General features: G+C 67.2%; 14 protein-coding genes. 9 read left to right on the top strand and 5 right to left on the bottom strand.

Translation table 11 applies throughout. The annotated features are described in order from the left end of the window. The first annotated feature begins 17 nt into the window (after positions 1-17). Genes GVL12_RS11515 through accC form a run of 6 tightly spaced genes read left to right on the top strand, consistent with a single transcriptional unit; the run spans position 18 to position 4,693 of the window. Positions 18-437, top strand: coding sequence for a biotin/lipoyl-containing protein (locus GVL12_RS11515; protein WP_159913991.1), 420 nt, complete (start codon positions 18-20; stop codon positions 435-437). Beyond that, complete coding sequence (gene pxpB, locus GVL12_RS11520) at positions 434-1,111, top strand: 5-oxoprolinase subunit PxpB (RefSeq protein WP_159913993.1); 678 nt, start codon at positions 434-436, stop codon at positions 1,109-1,111. The genes GVL12_RS11515 and pxpB overlap by 4 nt, the downstream gene beginning before the upstream one ends. Then, entirely contained in the window at positions 1,111-2,094 is a 984-nt protein-coding gene (locus tag GVL12_RS11525) for a biotin-dependent carboxyltransferase family protein (RefSeq protein WP_235033854.1), read from the top strand. The genes pxpB and GVL12_RS11525 overlap by 1 nt, the downstream gene beginning before the upstream one ends. Then, the gene (locus GVL12_RS11530) at positions 2,095-2,868 is read left to right on the top strand and encodes a LamB/YcsF family protein (RefSeq protein ID WP_159913997.1); all 774 of its coding nucleotides are present in this window, start codon (positions 2,095-2,097) and stop codon (positions 2,866-2,868) included. A gap of 6 nt (positions 2,869-2,874) precedes the next feature. Then, positions 2,875-3,345, top strand: a complete 471-nt coding sequence (locus tag GVL12_RS11535) for a biotin/lipoyl-containing protein (protein WP_159913999.1) — start codon at positions 2,875-2,877, stop codon at positions 3,343-3,345. A 4-nt stretch (positions 3,346-3,349) separates the two neighbouring features. After that, a complete protein-coding gene (gene accC, locus GVL12_RS11540; protein ID WP_159914001.1) occupies positions 3,350-4,693 on the top strand; it encodes an acetyl-CoA carboxylase biotin carboxylase subunit in 1,344 nt (447 codons plus the stop codon). A gap of 62 nt (positions 4,694-4,755) precedes the next feature. Here accC and GVL12_RS26895 read toward each other — a convergent pair whose 3' ends face one another. Together GVL12_RS26895 and GVL12_RS11550 are read right to left on the bottom strand one after the other, a co-directional pair. Further along, positions 4,756-6,507 carry a methyl-accepting chemotaxis protein gene (locus tag GVL12_RS26895; protein WP_159914003.1) on the bottom strand — a complete coding sequence of 584 codons (1,752 nt, stop codon included), beginning with the start codon at positions 6,505-6,507 and terminating at the stop codon, positions 4,756-4,758. 534 nt (positions 6,508-7,041) lie between these two features. After that, positions 7,042-7,863 (bottom strand): pyruvate, water dikinase regulatory protein, encoded by an 822-nt coding sequence (locus GVL12_RS11550; protein WP_159914005.1) that lies wholly within the window; start codon positions 7,861-7,863, stop codon positions 7,042-7,044. A gap of 211 nt (positions 7,864-8,074) precedes the next feature. On the opposite strand from GVL12_RS11550, the gene ppsA reads away from it, so the two are divergent. Next, on the top strand, positions 8,075-10,468 hold the full coding sequence (ppsA, locus tag GVL12_RS11555) for a phosphoenolpyruvate synthase (RefSeq protein ID WP_159914007.1): 2,394 nt from the start codon (positions 8,075-8,077) through the stop codon (positions 10,466-10,468). Between the two features lie 135 nt (positions 10,469-10,603). Here ppsA and GVL12_RS11560 read toward each other — a convergent pair whose 3' ends face one another. The 3 genes from GVL12_RS11560 to GVL12_RS11570 form a co-directional block, all read right to left on the bottom strand. Next, on the bottom strand, positions 10,604-10,957 hold the full coding sequence (locus tag GVL12_RS11560; RefSeq protein WP_159914009.1) for an FKBP-type peptidyl-prolyl cis-trans isomerase: 354 nt from the start codon (positions 10,955-10,957) through the stop codon (positions 10,604-10,606). Positions 10,958-11,048: 91 nt separating this feature from the next. Then, a complete protein-coding gene (locus tag GVL12_RS11565; RefSeq protein ID WP_159914011.1) occupies positions 11,049-11,354 on the bottom strand; it encodes a helix-turn-helix domain-containing protein in 306 nt (101 codons plus the stop codon). A gap of 193 nt (positions 11,355-11,547) precedes the next feature. Next, positions 11,548-12,474: a LysR family transcriptional regulator gene (locus GVL12_RS11570; protein WP_159914013.1), complete on the bottom strand. Its 927-nt coding sequence runs from the start codon at positions 12,472-12,474 to the stop codon at positions 11,548-11,550. A gap of 122 nt (positions 12,475-12,596) precedes the next feature. Here GVL12_RS11570 and GVL12_RS11575 point away from each other — a divergent pair, with 122 nt between their 5' ends. Continuing rightward, positions 12,597-13,610 carry a hydroxymethylglutaryl-CoA lyase gene (locus GVL12_RS11575; protein ID WP_200843691.1) on the top strand — a complete coding sequence of 338 codons (1,014 nt, stop codon included), beginning with the start codon at positions 12,597-12,599 and terminating at the stop codon, positions 13,608-13,610. Continuing rightward, positions 13,607-14,818 carry a CaiB/BaiF CoA-transferase family protein gene (locus tag GVL12_RS11580; RefSeq protein ID WP_159914015.1) on the top strand — a complete coding sequence of 404 codons (1,212 nt, stop codon included), beginning with the start codon at positions 13,607-13,609 and terminating at the stop codon, positions 14,816-14,818. The genes GVL12_RS11575 and GVL12_RS11580 overlap by 4 nt, the downstream gene beginning before the upstream one ends. Positions 14,819-14,832 lie beyond the last annotated feature (14 nt).

Genomic DNA, 14,832 nt, shown 5'->3' on the forward strand with positions numbered 1-14,832 from the left:
CCTTGAATGTCCTACCCATGATGAATTCCGCTGACATCCCCCGGATTGCCGAGCAACTGCGCCAGTGCGGCATGCAGGCCATCGAGATCCAGAGCGCCGGCACGCGGCTGCGCATCGTCACGCGCCAGGGCGCGCCGGGCGAGGCCGCGGCTGCCGCGGAGCAGAGCCCGCCTTTGCCCGGCGAGGCCACCACGCTGGTGCGCTCCAACGGGCTGGGCGTGCTGCGGCTGCGCCATCCTGCACAGCCGCATGTGCCCCTGGCGGTCGGCATGCCGCTGGAGCAGGGCGCACCCGCGGTCTATCTGGAGTCGCGCGGCCTCTTCAAGTCGGTCGTCGCGCCCGTGGGCGGTGAAGTCGCCGAGCTGCTGGTTGCGGAGGGCGACAAGGTGGACTTCGGCCGGCCGCTGTTCACGTTGCGCGGCGCGGCCCAATCATGAGCCGCAGCGCAACACCGTCCGTGCAGCGCCTTTCGGTGAGCGCGCTGGGCACGCACGCCTTGTTGTTCGAAACCAGCGGGCCGCTGGACGCTCAGGTGCAGCAGCGGATACTCGCGCTCGCGGATGCGGCGGCTGGCTGGAGTGAAGTGCAGGAAGCCGTTCCCGGAATGAACAATCTGATGCTGGTTTTCGATTCCGCATCTGCACGCGTCGGTGACCTCGAGCAGCGTGTGCAGCGCGCATGGACGAGCCCGGTGGCGCAGCCCAGAACACCGCGCGTGTTCGAATTGCCCGTGGTCTATGGCGGCGAGCAGGGGCCCGATCTCGCGCATGTCGCCCGGCACAACGGGCTGAGCACGCAGCAGGTCATAGAGTTGCACAGCCGCGCCACCTACACCGTGTTCTGCCTGGGCGCGCACCCGGGGTTCGCCTATCTTGGCGGGCTCGATGCGCGGCTGCATACGCCGCGGCGCGCCCAGCCGCGCCTGAAGGTGCGCGCCGGCTCGGTGGCGATTGGCGGTGCACAGGCCGGGGTGCAGGCGCAGACGCTGCCCAGCGGCTGGAACCTGATCGGTTTCACTGACCGGAAATTCTTCGATCCCACATCCGCCGTGCCCGCATTGCTGGCGCCGGGCGATGTCGTGCGCTTTCGCGCGGTGGAGGTGTTGTCGTGATGGAGGTGCTGTCGACCGGAGGCCTGACGACGGTGCAGGACAGCGGGCGCCGCGGCCTGCGGCGCTTTGGTGTGGGCGTGAGCGGCCCACTCGACGCGCTGGCCGCCGAAGTCGGTAATCTGATGCTCTGCAACCCGCCGGACGCGGCGTTTCTCGAAGTCGTGATCTTCCCGCTGCGGCTGCGCTTCGACTGCGCGCTGCGCATCGCCGTGACGGGCTCGGACGTGCAGATGGAAGTCGACGGCCAGCGTTTTCCGCCGTGGTGGAGCGTGGTGGTGCAGCCGGGCCAGGTGCTGACGCTGCGCGCGCCGCAAGGCGGCGGTGTGGCGTATCTGTGCGTGTCGGGCGGCATCGACGTGCCGCTGGTGCTGGGCTCGCGCAGCACCGATCTCAAGGCCGGGTTTGGCGGCCATTGCGGGCGCACGCTGCGCAAGGGCGATGTGCTCGCCGCGCTGCCGGGCAGGGCGGCCGCGAGCAGCCGGCGCTTTGGCGTGCTGCCGCCATGCGCCGGCCTGGCCGCGCCGCAGGTGGAAGGCGAAGCGCCCGCGCAGGCGACGGTGGTTCGCGTGCTGCCGGCCGCGCAATGGGAGGCATTTGGCGAGGCGACGCGCGCGCGCTTTCTGGCGAGCTGCTGGCGCATCACGCCCGACAGCAACCGCATAGGCCTGCGCCTGGGCGGCGGCGAAATCAAGCCGGACGCGCCGCTGGAGCTGCTGTCGCACGGCATTGTTCCCGGCGTGATCCAGGTGCCGCCGCACGGCCAGCCCATCGTCATGCAGTGCGATGCGCAGACCGCGGGCGGCTACCCCAAGATCGCCACGGTGATTGCCGCCGACATGTGGCGGCTGGCGCAGACAGCGATAGGCGGTCAGTTGCGCTTTCAGTGCGTGGGCATGGAAGACGCGCTGCTCGCCAATGCGCAGCAGCAAACCTACCTCGCCACGGTCCGGCGCGCGGTGGCGCAATTTTTCCAGGATGCATGAATGAACAAGTGTGTAGATATCAACTGCGATCTCGGCGAAGGCTTCGGCCCCTACCGCATGGGCGACGACGCGGCGCTGATGAAAGTGATCACCTCGGCCAACATCGCCTGCGGCTTTCACGCGGGCGACCCGAGCATCATGGTCAAGACCGTGCAGCTGGCGGTGGAAAACGGGGTCGACATAGGCGCGCATGTGGGCTTTGCCGACCTCCAGGGCTTTGGCCGGCGTGTGCTGCATCTCGATGCCGCGGAGCTGCGCGCCATGACCTGGTACCAGCTGGGCGCGCTGCAGGGTATTGCGCAGGCGCTGGGCCGCAAGGTGCAGCATGTGACCTTCCACGGCGCGCTGGGCAATATGTGCTTTGCGGATGCGGCGCTGGCGGCAACGCTGATGCAGGCGATCAAGGCGTTCGACGCCACGCTCACGGTGATCGCGCCGCCGATGACCGAGATGGAAAGCGCGGCGCTGGCCGCGGGCCTGGCCGTCAAGCGCGTGGTGTTTGCCGATCGCGCCTATGACGACAGCGGCCTGCTGGTCTCGCGCAAGCTGCCCGATGCGGTGATCCACGACGAACAGCGCGTGGTCGAGCGCGTGCTGCACATGTTCCAGGAGCGCGCCATCACCAGCCAGAGTGGCAAGCGCATGCCCGTGGCCATCGACTCGGTGCTGGTGCATGGCGACACGCCCGGCGCGGCCCGGCTCGCCGGCCTGGTGCGCGCGCGGCTGGCGCAGGCCGGCTTGCAGGTGCTGCCTCTTTCCCAACATCGGAGTTGAACGAACATGGCTGTTTTCGATATGGAACGCGTGACGTCGCTGATTGCGGCGGCGGCGCAGGCGCAGGTCGATGAGCTGGAGCTGTCGGAGGCCGGCCTGGACGTGCGCATCGTGCGGCGGGTCGATGGCAGCGCCGCGCCCGCCGCGCCCGCCGCGCCTGTGCCCGAGCCGGTCGCCGCAGTGTCGCCTGCCGCGCCGGCGCAACCTGGGGCTGTGGCCGCGCCAGCCGGCGCGCCCGTGCGCACGCTCAAGGCCGCGATGGCCGGCAATTTCTATCGCGCGCCCACGCCCGATGGCGCGCCGCTGGTGGAGGAAGGCGCAAGCGTCGAGCCGGGCACGGTGCTGGGCATTCTCGAGTCGATGAAGATCATGAACGAGATCGAAAGCGAATGCCGCGCGCGCATCCTGCGCGTGCTGTGCGGCAATGGCGAGCTCGTTGCGGCCGGCCAGCCCTTGTTTGAACTGCAGGAGTGCTGAGACCATGCTCAAGAAAGTGCTGATCGCCAATCGCGGCGAAATCGCGTTGCGCGTGCAGCGCGCCTGCAAGCGCCTGGGCATCGCCAGCGTGGTGGTGTTCTCCGAGGCGGACCGGGACGCGCTGTACGTGCGCCATGCCGAGGAAGCCTATTGCCTGGGACCCCCGCCTTCTGCGCGCAGCTACCTGGACCAGTCGGCGGTTCTCGATGCCGCCGCGCTCTGCGGCGCGGACGCGATCCACCCGGGCTACGGTTTTCTCAGCGAGAACGCGGGCTTTGCCGACAAGGTCGTGCAATCGGGCCTGGTCTTCATCGGCCCCAGCGCCGCAGCGATGCGCACCATGGGTGACAAGGTCTTGGCCAAGCAGGCGATGATTGCCGCGGGCGTGCCCTGCGTGCCGGGCTCGCCCGAGGCGCTGGGGGACGACGCCGACAAGACGCGGGCGCTGGCGGCGGCCATTGGCTACCCGGTCATCATCAAGGCCGCGGGCGGCGGCGGCGGCCGGGGCATGCGTGTCGTCGACAGCGAAGGCGCGCTGCTGCAGGCAATTGCCATGACCCAGGCCGAAGCCGGCGCCGCGTTCGGCAATGCCGCGGTGTATATGGAAAAGTACCTGCTCGCGCCGCGCCATATCGAGATCCAGGTGCTGGCCGACACCCAGGGCCACGCCGTGTGGCTGGGCGAGCGCGACTGCTCCATGCAGCGGCGCCATCAGAAGGTGATAGAGGAATCGCCGGCGCCGGGCGTGGATGCGGCGGCGCTGGCGCAGGTGGGCGAGCGCTGCGCCCGCGCCTGCGAGCGCATGGGCTATGTGGGCGCGGGCACGTTCGAGTTCCTGTTCGAGAACGGCGAGTTCTATTTCATCGAGATGAACACGCGCGTGCAGGTCGAGCATCCGGTGACCGAATGGGTCACGGGCATAGACATCGTCGAGATGCAGTTGCGCATTGCCTCGGGCGAGCCCCTGCCATGGCAGCAGGCCGATATCGTGCGGCGCGGCCATGCGATCGAGTGCCGCATCAACGCCGAGCATCCGCTGAGCTTCCAGCCCTGCCCGGGCGTGCTGCGCGAATGGATAGCGCCCGGCGGCCCGGGCGTGCGCGTGGATTCGCACATGTACAGCGGCTACGAGATTGCGCCGTTCTACGACTCGCTGCTGGGCAAGCTGATCACCCACGGCAACACCCGCGAAGACGCGATGGCGCGCATGCGCGTGGCGCTGGGCGAACTGGTGGCCACGGGCGTGGAGACCAATGTGCCGCTGCATTGCGCGCTGATGAACGATCCGGCATTCATGCAGGGCGGCACCGGCATCCACTATCTGGAGCAGTGGCTCGCGGCGCGGTAAGGGCGCGCGCGCTGCGCTGCGGCGGCCCCGGTAGCCGGGCTACGGCCGTGGTCGTTGTGCGGTCAAAAGGATTCCCAGTCCGCGCTCTCGCTGCGGCTGCTGCCCAGTCGAGGTGGCTTGGCCACCGCCGCCGCGCTGGACTGCGTGAGCCGGGCCGGCGCCGAGGGCTTCGGCAGCGGCTTGGCTGCGCCTGGGGCCCGGCTGGCACGGAGCTGGGGAGCCGGTCTGAAAGCCTGTTGCTGCTCCAGGCCATGGCCCAGCTTGAAAACGCTCACCACTTCGGCCAGGTGCGCGGCCTGCTGCTTGAGGCCGTCGGCCGCCGCTGCGCTTTGTTCGACCAGGGCCGCGTTCTGCTGCGTGGATTGGTCCAGGTGGCTGACCGCGTCGCTCACCTGCGCGATGCCGCCGGTCTGCTCTATGGTGGCGGCGCTGATCTCGGCGATCAGGTCGGCCACGCGCTGCACCTGGGCCATGATGTCGGTCATGGTCGTGCCGGCATCGCCCACGAGCCGCGAGCCTTCCTCGACCCTGGAGACGCTGTTGTCGATGAGCGTCTTGATCTCCTTGGCAGCCCCCGCGCTGCGCTGCGCCAGGCTGCGCACCTCGCCGGCCACCACGGCGAAGCCCCGGCCCTGCTCGCCGGCACGCGCCGCTTCCACGGCGGCATTGAGGGCCAGGATGTTGGTCTGGAACGCGATGCCGTCGATCACGCCGATGATGTCGGCGATCTTGCGCGAACTGGCGGTGATGTCGTCCATCGTGGCCACGACCTGGCCGACCACGGCGCCGCCCTTTTCCGCTGCCGCGCTGGCCGACGTGGCCAGTTGCGTGGCCTGGCGCGCCGAATCGGCGTTGTTCTTGACCGTCGCGGTCATCTGCTCCATCGACGCCGCGGTCTGCTGCAGATTGGCCGCCTGCTCCTCGGTGCGCTGCAGCAGGCCGGCATTGCCGCTGGCGATTTCCGTCGAGCCGGTGGCCATGGCATTGGAGGCCTGGCGTACCTTGCCCACCACGGTGGCCAGGCTTTCCTGCATCGCACCCAGCGACGCCAGCACGCTGCCGGACCGCGCCAGCATTGCGCCCCGCACGGGGCTCAGGTCGCCACCGGCCACATGGCTGGCCACTTCGGCCAGCTCGCGCGGTTCGGCGCCCAGCTGGTTCAGGATGCCGCGCGAGACGAGCCAGGCCACCACGGCGCTCAGGAGCAGCGCGAGCACCAGCGCCGTCAGCATCACGGTCAGGAAGCCTCCGGCCTGCTCCAGGGCGGTCTTGTTCTCTGCCTGGATGCGCGCCTCTTCGAAGTCTATGAGTTTGTTGATCGCTGCCAGCCATTGCACGTACTGGGGCTTGGCCTGGTTCCACAGCGCCTCGCGCGCAGCGGCCTCACCGGACTCGGCCTGCGCGATGATGGATTGCGTGGTTGCGACGGCCTGGGCCTCGATCTGGCGGATGTCGGCGTAGAGCCTGGCCAGCTCGGGGGCGGCGCCGGGCATGGCGATGAGCTTCTCGAGCGGGCCCGCGGACTGCGCATAGAAGGCCGCCAGCGCGGCGATGGTGGCGACTTCCTTCTGGCGCTGCGCAGGTGTGTCACTGAGCACCACGTCGCGCACCGCGATCGAACGATCGTGCGCCGATCCCCGGAAATTGATCGCGTAGCGCTGGACCAGCACATGCTCGTCGCTGTTGGCGCGCAACGCGCTGTTGATGACCTCGACCTTGACCATGGCCATTCCGGTGACCGCGACCAAGACCGCCAGAATCAGACCAAACCCCGCATACAAACGCCTGGCCACCGTCATTCGAGAGAACAGCATCGGAAATCGCCTCTTTTGTAAAAATTTGTTGCAACCGATTCTAGCGTTATCGTCATCGAATATCTATAGCTATAGTCAACCGATAGGCAAAATCTTTGCATGAAATCGTTCGGAATGTGCGTGCAGGGGCCAGGGCAATACCGCCCCGATGAGATCCGCGCGCTCCGTCCCCCGGGGCGCTGGCAACGGTATTTTTTCGTGCTGGCAGGGCAGGCTGCGTCAACGACCGGGCGCAGGCCATGGCTGCAGGCGCTGCCTGTACGCAGCTCGGGCAGCGAGGCCTTTGCAGCAGGATTGCCTGGCGGGGCATAGGCACCCGCAAGAGGTGGGGGGGGCCAGCTATCGCTGGAGAGGGGGCCCCGAGGTGTGGCCCTGGCCCGGTGCCCCTCGCCTGGGGCACGCCGGTTTCATGGGCGGCGGGTGAGGCCCGGCGTCATGGGAGACTGGCGCGTTTCGAGACGCGGCCGGACATCCACGAAGCGCGGCTGAAATTGGCGTGCGCGCGTTTCGTGGGCCGGTGGTGCTGGCAAGTCTTCAGTACCCCAGGCGCTCGGGCTTGACGTCCTGCAGGATGGTCGTTGCGATTTCCTCGATCGACTTCTTGGTGCTCGACAGCCAGCGTATGCCCGTGCGGCGCATCATGGCTTCGGCTTCGGCGACTTCGTGGCGGCAGTTCTCGAGGCTTGCGTAGCGCGAGTTGGGGCGGCGCTCGTTGCGGATGTCGGACAGGCGCTGGGGATCGATCGACAGGCCGAACAGCTTCTTGCGCAGCGGCAACAGCGCCGGAGGCAGCTGGCGCCGCTCGAAGTCCTCGGGAATCAGCGGGTAGTTGCCGACCTTCATGCCGAACTGCATGGCCAGATAGAGGCTGGTCGGCGTCTTGCCGCTGCGGCTCACGCCGACCAGGATCACGTCGGCGCCCGCGAGGTCGTGGTGGGTCTGGCCGTCGTCATGGGCCAGGCTGAAGTTGATGGCCTCCATCCGGTCCAGGTATTCCTTGCTCTGGCTGATGTCGGAAAAACGCCCCACGCGGTGGTGGGATTTGAGGCCCAGCTCCTGCTCCAGCGGGTTGACGAAGGTGCCGAACATGTCGAGCAGCATGCCCTTGCAGTTCTCGCGGATGACGTTGACCACTTCCATGTCGACCAGCGTGGTGAAGACAATCGGCTTCTTGCCTTCGACTTCGCCCGTGTGGTTGATCTGGCGCACGGTCTGGTGCGCCTTGTCCACGGTGTCGACGAAGGGAATGCGCACGAAGCGTGCACTCACATCGAACTGGGTCATCAGGGCTTTGCCGAAAGTTTCGGCGGTGATGCCGGTGCCGTCGGAGATCAGGAATACGGTGCGCGTGTGCATGGTGCTCTGGATGAAAGTGATTAACGAGCCAGCCGCGCGGAAAACGGGCGCGGGCCTACAATGGCGCCCATTATTCCCAATTTCATGTCCATGCTCGTTGCCGGCCTCCAACCAGAACAGCAAAGCAGCGTGCAACGCAGCGTGGATTTGTGGCCCGGCCTCTCGATAGCGAGGCGCAGGGCACAGCGGTTTTTAACTTTGGAGCTTTCCCATGTCTGCACTGTTTGAAGCGACCGCCCTGGTCGTTCCGTTCGAGAAACTGCGAATGAGCGACGTCGAGTCCGTCGGCGGCAAGAACGCCTCGCTCGGCGAAATGATCTCCCAGCTGCCCGAGGGCGTGAAGGTGCCCACGGGCTTCGCGACCACGGCCCATGCGTTCCGCGAATTCCTGGCCTTCGAAGGCCTGGCCGACCGCATCAACGCCAAGCTCGCCACGCTCGACATCGAAGACGTGCGCGCGCTGGCGGTGGTCGGTGCGGAAATCCGCGCCATGGTCGAGAACCAGCCTTTCCCCGCCGATCTGCAAAAAGCCATTGGCGAAGCCTTCGCCACGCTGAGCGCGGGCAATGCCCAGGCGTCGTTTGCCGTGCGTTCCTCGGCCACGGCCGAAGATCTGCCCGACGCATCGTTCGCGGGCCAGCAGGAGACTTTCCTGAACGTGGTCGGCATCGACGATGTGCTGCACAAGATGAAGGAAGTCTTCGCCTCGCTGTACAACGACCGCGCGATTTCCTACCGCGTGCACAAGGGCTTCGCCCACGACGTCGTGGCCCTGTCGGCCGGCGTGCAGCGCATGGTGCGCTCGGACACCGGCGCGGCCGGCGTGATGTTCACCATAGACACCGAATCGGGCTTTGAAGACGTGGTGTTCATCACCTCGAGCTACGGCCTGGGCGAGACCGTGGTGCAGGGCGCCGTGAACCCCGACGAGTTCTATGTGCACAAGCCCATGCTCAAGGCCGGCAAGAAGGCGCTGATCCGCCGCAACCTCGGCTCCAAACTGGTGCAGATGGTGTTTGCCTCGGCCGAGGAAAAGGCCGCCAGCGGCAAGCTGGTCAAGACCACCGATGTGGCGCCCGAACTGCGCAACCGCTACTCGCTGACCGACGCCGACGTCGAGCAGCTCGCCCGCTACGCGCTGGTGATCGAGGAGCACTACGGTCGTCCCATGGACATCGAGTGGGGCAAGGACGGCACCGACGGCCAGATCTACATCCTGCAGGCGCGTCCCGAGACCGTGAAGAGCCAGTCCAAGGGCCAGGCCGAACTGCGCTACAAGCTCATGGGCACGGGCGCCGTGCTGGCCGAAGGCCGCGCCATCGGCCAGAAGATCGGTACCGGCCCGGTGCGTCTGGTCAGCGACATCTCGCAGATGGACCAGGTCCAGGCCGGCGACGTGCTGGTCACCGACATGACCGACCCCAACTGGGAGCCGGTGATGAAGCGTGCCTCGGCCATCGTCACCAACCGCGGCGGCCGCACCTGCCACGCGGCCATCATCGCGCGTGAACTGGGCATTCCGGCCGTGGTCGGCTGCGGCAATGCGACCGACCTGCTCAAGGCCGGCACGCTGGTGACCGTGTCCTGCGCCGAAGGCGACACCGGCAAGATCTACGACGGCCTGATCGAAACCGAAGTCACCGAAGTGCAGCGCGGCACGATGCCCGAGATCTCGACCAAGATCATGATGAACGTCGGCAACCCCCAGCTGGCCTTCGACTTCGCACAGCTGCCCAATGACGGCGTGGGTCTGGCGCGCGTCGAGTTCATCATCAACAACAACATCGGCGTGCACCCCAAGGCCATCCTCGACTACCCCGCGGTCGATGCCGACCTGAAGAAGGCCGTCGAGTCCGTGGCCCGCGGCCACGCCTCGCCGCGCGCCTTCTATGTCGACAAGGTGGCCGAAGGTGTGGCGACGATCGCCGCGGCTTTCTACCCCAAGCCGGTCATCGTGCGCATGTCGGACTTCAAGTCCAACGAGTACCGCAAGCTCATCGGCGGCAGCCGCTACGAGCCCGAGGAAGAGAACCCGATGCTGGGCTTTCGCGGCGCGGCGCGCTACATCAGCGCCGACTTCGGCGAAGCCTTCAAGATGGAATGCGAAGCCCTGCACCGCGTGCGCGAGGACATGGGTCTGACCAACGTGCAGATCATGATTCCCTTCGTGCGCACCTTGCGCCAGGCCGAGCGCGTGAACCAGCTGCTGGCCGACAACGGCCTCAAGCGCGGCGACAACGGCCTCAAGCTCATCATGATGTGCGAAGTGCCCTCGAACGCCATCCTGGCCGACGAGTTCCTCGAACACTTCGACGGTTTCTCCATCGGCTCGAACGACCTGACCCAGCTGACGCTGGGCCTGGACCGCGATTCCGGCCTGGAACTGCTGGCCGCCGACTTCGACGAACGCGACCCGGCCGTCAAGAAGCTGCTCGAGCGCGTCATCGCCGCCTGCCTGGCCAAGGGCAAGTACGTGGGCATCTGCGGCCAGGGCCCTTCGGACCACCCCGACTTCGCGCTGTGGCTTGCCGACCTGAAGATCTCGTCGATCTCGCTGAACCCCGACAGCGTCGTTGCCACCTGGCAGCAACTCGCAGCCCGCTGAAATTAGGCCCCCCTGAGCCGCTGCGCGGCCCTTCCTCGCTGCCCCCTTGCTGGGGCACGCCAGTATCTGGCGCTGCGTTCAGGCGCGGAAATAAAAAAAGCGGCCTGGGCCGCTTTTTTTATTTGCCGGGAGGTCTTAGACCGCCAGCAACTCGACGTCGAACTTGAGCGTGGCGTTCGGAGGAATCACGCCGCCGGCGCCGCGTGCGCCATAGCCCAGGGCTGCGGGGATGATCAGCGTGCGTGCACCGCCGACCTTCATGCCCTGCACGCCTTCGTCCCATCCCTTGATCACCATGCCGGCGCCCAGGGCGAAGACGAAGGGGTCCTTGCGGTCCTTGCTCGAATCGAACTTGGCGCCTTGCACGCCCTCGTTGTAAAGCCAGCCGGTGTAGTGCACCGTGACATTGCCGCCGCGCTTGGCTTCAGCGCCGTCGCCCACAACGGTGTCTTCGTATTGCAGGCCGGATGCGGTGGTGGTGAAAGCCATGAGAAATCCTTGAAATATGCGTCTGTGAAAAGTGCCCGGAGCGGGCACATGACCGCGGACCGGTGAAGTCCGCGCGTCGCCATACCGTACTTTACTTCTTGGCGCGCGCCGCGACCCAGCGATTGGCAAAAGCCTGTACATCGCTGAGCCGTTTGAGCAGGTCCTGGCCCGACAGCGTGACGATGTAGCCATCGCTGCCGTGCTCGAGCAAGCCGCACTCGCGCAACTCCTTGATGCGGGTGTTGAGCGTGTTGGGCGTGATGCCTCCCACGCTGTCCTGCAGCAGGCGAAACGTCTGGGGATGGCCATCCCGGAGCGCCCACAGCACCCGCAGCGCATAACGGCATTCGAGCCGCTCGAACAGCTGGTTGATGGCGACATTTTCCTTGGGGCTCATGGACGCTTCTCCTTGCGCGATGGGGGTTGAGCGGTGCGTTGGCCAGCTTCGCCAAGTCGTGATTGACTATAGCGTGGAAACTATCTTGCTACAAGTTTAATAGCTTCTAAGCCACGCCCATCCGGCGCAGGCGTTCCAAAATGTGCAAAATCCGGGCAATTGTTGCTGTCAAGCCACGATGGCCTGCGGGTGCCTATGCAGCGCCGTCTGCGTTGCTCGGCGCCGGCCCGCAGGCATGCAGATGCGCGACCAGCAAGCGCGCAGCCGGGCTCAACTGGTCCTGGCTGCGGTAGCAGATCGCGAAGCGCCGCCGGGCCCAGGCGTCGGCCAGCGGCACCAGCCGCAGGCCATAGGCCTGGGCGAACGGCTGGGCGATCTCTGCGGGTATCACGCTGATGGCGAGGTTGGCGCGCACCACGCGCAGCGCGGCGTCGAAGTGCGAGACCTGCATGCGGTGCTGCAGCATCTTGCCCTCCACGGCCGCGGTGCGCGTGAGCAGTTGCTGCACGGCGCTGAGCGCGGGCATGCTCACGTATTCGTAGTCGAGCACTTCGGCAAAATGCACTTGCGCACGCGCGGCGACGGGGTGGCTGGCATGCGCGCAGATCGCCAGGTGGTCGCCGCGGTAGGACTGGGTCTGCAGGCCTGCGAGGTCGGCCGCATCCCAGCAGATGCCTACCGAGGCGCTGCCGTCGCGCACGCCGCGCGCGACGTCGGGGCTTACGCGTTCCTCGAGGCTGACCTGGATCTGGCCATGGCCCGGGGCCTGCAGGAACGCGGCCACGTCGTCGGCCAGCGACTCGGCCATCACGGACGCCGTGACCAGCAGCCGCACATGGCCGCGCGTGCCCTGGGCATAGCCGGCCATGTCGCGCGCGATCAGTTCGCTGCGCGCGAGCAGCGCGCGCGCATGCTCGAGCAGGGTCTCGCCTGCGGGCGTGGGCGCCACGCCGCGGCGCTTGCGCACCAGCAGTTGCGTGCCGACCTGGTACTCGAGCTGGGCCAGCCGCTTGCTGATGGCCGAGCCGACCATGGCCTGTTGCAGCCCCACGGCGGCGATGCTGCGCTGCTCGCAGACGGCGATGAACAGCCGCAGGGTCGTCAGGTCCAGATCACGCATGGGCGGGCAGGGGATTGAGGTATTCCATTTGGGAAGGATAGGGGTTCCAAAATTGATTATCCGTTCCCCTTGGGAATTCCTAGAATCATCGCATTCCCTTATTACAACGATTTGGAGACTGCATGCCGTTCACTGCCTCCCTTGCTCCCGGCCCGCGCCGCGCCGGTATGCACCGCGCCGGTATGCACCGCGCCGTGATTCGCGAAGTCGGTCTGCGCGACGGCCTGCAAAGCCTGGCCAGCCTGCTGCCGACGGCGCGCAAGATCGAATGGATAGCTGCCGCCTATGCCGCGGGCCAGCGCGAGATCGAAGTCGGCTCCTTCGTGCCTGCGCGCCTGCTGCCGCAACTGGCCGACACCGCTGAAGTGCTGGCCCATGCGAAGACGCTGCCTGGCCTGGTCGCCTCGGTGCTGGTACCCAACCTCAAGGGCGCGCAGCGTGCGCTCGAATGCGGCGCCGACCTGCTGGTCGTGCCGCTGTCGGCCAGCCATGCGCACAGCCTCGCGAACCTGCGCAAGACCCCCGACGAAGTGGTCGCCGAAGTGGCGCGCATACGCGCCGAGCGCGACGCCGGCGGCCATGCGACGCTGATCGAAGGCGGCGTGGGCACGGCGTTTGGCTGTACGCTGCAAGGCGAGGTGGCGCCCGGCGAAGTGCTGCGGCTGATGGTGGCGCTGCTGGACGCAGGCGCGGACCGCGTGAGCCTGGCCGACACCGTGGGCTTTGCCGACCCCGAAAGCGTGCGCCGGCTGTTTGAAAGCGCGCGCCGCGAGGTGGGCGACAAGCTGGCCTGCGCGCATTTCCACGATACGCGCGGCATGGGCCTGGCCAATGCCTACGCGGCCTGGCAGACCGGCATAGACCGCTTCGATGCCTGCCTGGCCGGCATTGGCGGCTGCCCGCACGCGCCCGGCGCGAGCGGCAATGTGGCGACCGAAGACCTGGCGTTCATGCTCGAGCGCATGGGCGTGGTCACGGGATTGGATGTCCAGGCCCTGCTGGCATTGCGCCAGCGACTCGGGGCCTGGTTGCCGGGGGAAACCCTGCATGGCGTGCTGTGGCAGGCAGGTCTGCCGCAGGTGCTCAATGGCGCGGCGGCCCTGCTGCCTGAGCCGGTTTTGGATGGAATGCGATGACTGAGAATTTGAAGACGGGGGCCGCCGCGCTGCCGCTTGCGGGACTGCGGGTGGTGGAGTTTTCCCATATGGTCATGGGGCCGACCTGCGGCATGGTGCTGGCCGATCTTGGCGCCGAGGTCATCAAGGTCGAGCCCGTCGATGGCGACCGCACGCGCCACCTGCTGGGCGCGGGCGCGGGCTTCTTCCCGATGTTCAACCGCAACAAGAAGAGCATTGCGCTCGACCTGCGCCACCCCGAGGGCCTGCAGGCGGCGATACGCCTGGCCTCGTCGGCCGACGTGGTGGTGCAGAACTTCAAGCCCGGCGTGATGACCAAGTACGGCCTCGACTACAGCGCGCTGTCGCGCCTCAACGAGCGCCTGATCTATGTGAACCACACGGGCTTCCTGCCCGGCCCCTACGACAAGCGCACGGCGCTTGACGAAGTGGTGCAGATGATGGGCGGGCTGGCCTATATGACCGGCCGCCCCGGCGACCCGCTGCGCGCGGGTGCCAGCGTCAACGACATCATGGGCGGCATGTTCGGCGCGATCGGCGCGATGGCGGCGCTGATGCAGCGCGGCATCACCGGCAAGGGCCAGGAAGTCGATTCGGCGCTGTTCGAGAACAACGTGTTTCTCGTTGGCCAGCACATGATGCAGTACGCCGTCACGGGCGAGCCGGCCGCGCCCATGCCCGAGCGCATTTCGGCCTGGGCGGTCTACGACGTGTTCAGCGTCAAGGACGAGGGCCAGATCTTTCTCGCGGCCGTGAGCGATGCGCAGTGGAACACGCTGTGCACGGCCATGGGCTTTGCCGATCTGCAGGCCGACCCGGCGTTTGCAAGCAACAACGACCGGGTGCGCGCGCGCCCCACGCTGATGCCCGAGCTGCGCCGGCGCCTGGCCGCCTACGGCACGCAGGAGCTGTCGGAAATCTTCGAGCGCAATGGCCTGCCCTATGCGCCCATCGTGCGGCCCGAGCAATTGTTCGACGACCCGCACCTCAACGCCACGGGCGGACTGGCCGAGATCACGCTCACCGACGGCGAGCGCGCGGGCCAGACGGCGCGCACCGCGCTGCTGCCCATACGCATGGACGGCCAGCGTCCGGGCATTCGCCACAACCCGCCGACGCTGGGCGAGCACACCCGGCAATTGCTGGAGTCGCTGGGCTACGGCCCCGATGAAGTCACGGCGATGGAGGCCAACGGCGCCGTCGCCTAGCCTACCGAGCCTGC

Source organism: Pantoea sp. 18069 (assembly GCF_902706035.1).
GTDB lineage: Bacteria > Pseudomonadota > Gammaproteobacteria > Burkholderiales > Burkholderiaceae_C > Comamonas.

What these genes read in the sequence shown, in the direction of transcription:
- GVL12_RS11515 (WP_159913991.1), top strand. Translation starts at nt 18, where the DNA reads ATGATGAATTCCGCTGACATCCCCCGGATTGCCGAGCAACTGCGCCAG.
- pxpB (WP_159913993.1), top strand. Translation starts at nt 434, where the DNA reads ATGAGCCGCAGCGCAACACCGTCCGTGCAGCGCCTTTCGGTGAGCGCG.
- GVL12_RS11525 (WP_235033854.1), top strand. Translation starts at nt 1,111, where the DNA reads ATGGAGGTGCTGTCGACCGGAGGCCTGACGACGGTGCAGGACAGCGGG.
- GVL12_RS11530 (WP_159913997.1), top strand. Translation starts at nt 2,095, where the DNA reads ATGAACAAGTGTGTAGATATCAACTGCGATCTCGGCGAAGGCTTCGGC.
- GVL12_RS11535 (WP_159913999.1), top strand. Translation starts at nt 2,875, where the DNA reads ATGGCTGTTTTCGATATGGAACGCGTGACGTCGCTGATTGCGGCGGCG.
- accC (WP_159914001.1), top strand. Translation starts at nt 3,350, where the DNA reads ATGCTCAAGAAAGTGCTGATCGCCAATCGCGGCGAAATCGCGTTGCGC.
- GVL12_RS26895 (WP_159914003.1), bottom strand. Translation starts at nt 6,507, where the DNA reads ATGCTGTTCTCTCGAATGACGGTGGCCAGGCGTTTGTATGCGGGGTTT.
- GVL12_RS11550 (WP_159914005.1), bottom strand. Translation starts at nt 7,863, where the DNA reads ATGCACACGCGCACCGTATTCCTGATCTCCGACGGCACCGGCATCACC.
- ppsA (WP_159914007.1), top strand. Translation starts at nt 8,075, where the DNA reads ATGTCTGCACTGTTTGAAGCGACCGCCCTGGTCGTTCCGTTCGAGAAA.
- GVL12_RS11560 (WP_159914009.1), bottom strand. Translation starts at nt 10,957, where the DNA reads ATGGCTTTCACCACCACCGCATCCGGCCTGCAATACGAAGACACCGTT.
- GVL12_RS11565 (WP_159914011.1), bottom strand. Translation starts at nt 11,354, where the DNA reads ATGAGCCCCAAGGAAAATGTCGCCATCAACCAGCTGTTCGAGCGGCTC.
- GVL12_RS11570 (WP_159914013.1), bottom strand. Translation starts at nt 12,474, where the DNA reads ATGCGTGATCTGGACCTGACGACCCTGCGGCTGTTCATCGCCGTCTGC.
- GVL12_RS11575 (WP_200843691.1), top strand. Translation starts at nt 12,597, where the DNA reads ATGCCGTTCACTGCCTCCCTTGCTCCCGGCCCGCGCCGCGCCGGTATG.
- GVL12_RS11580 (WP_159914015.1), top strand. Translation starts at nt 13,607, where the DNA reads ATGACTGAGAATTTGAAGACGGGGGCCGCCGCGCTGCCGCTTGCGGGA.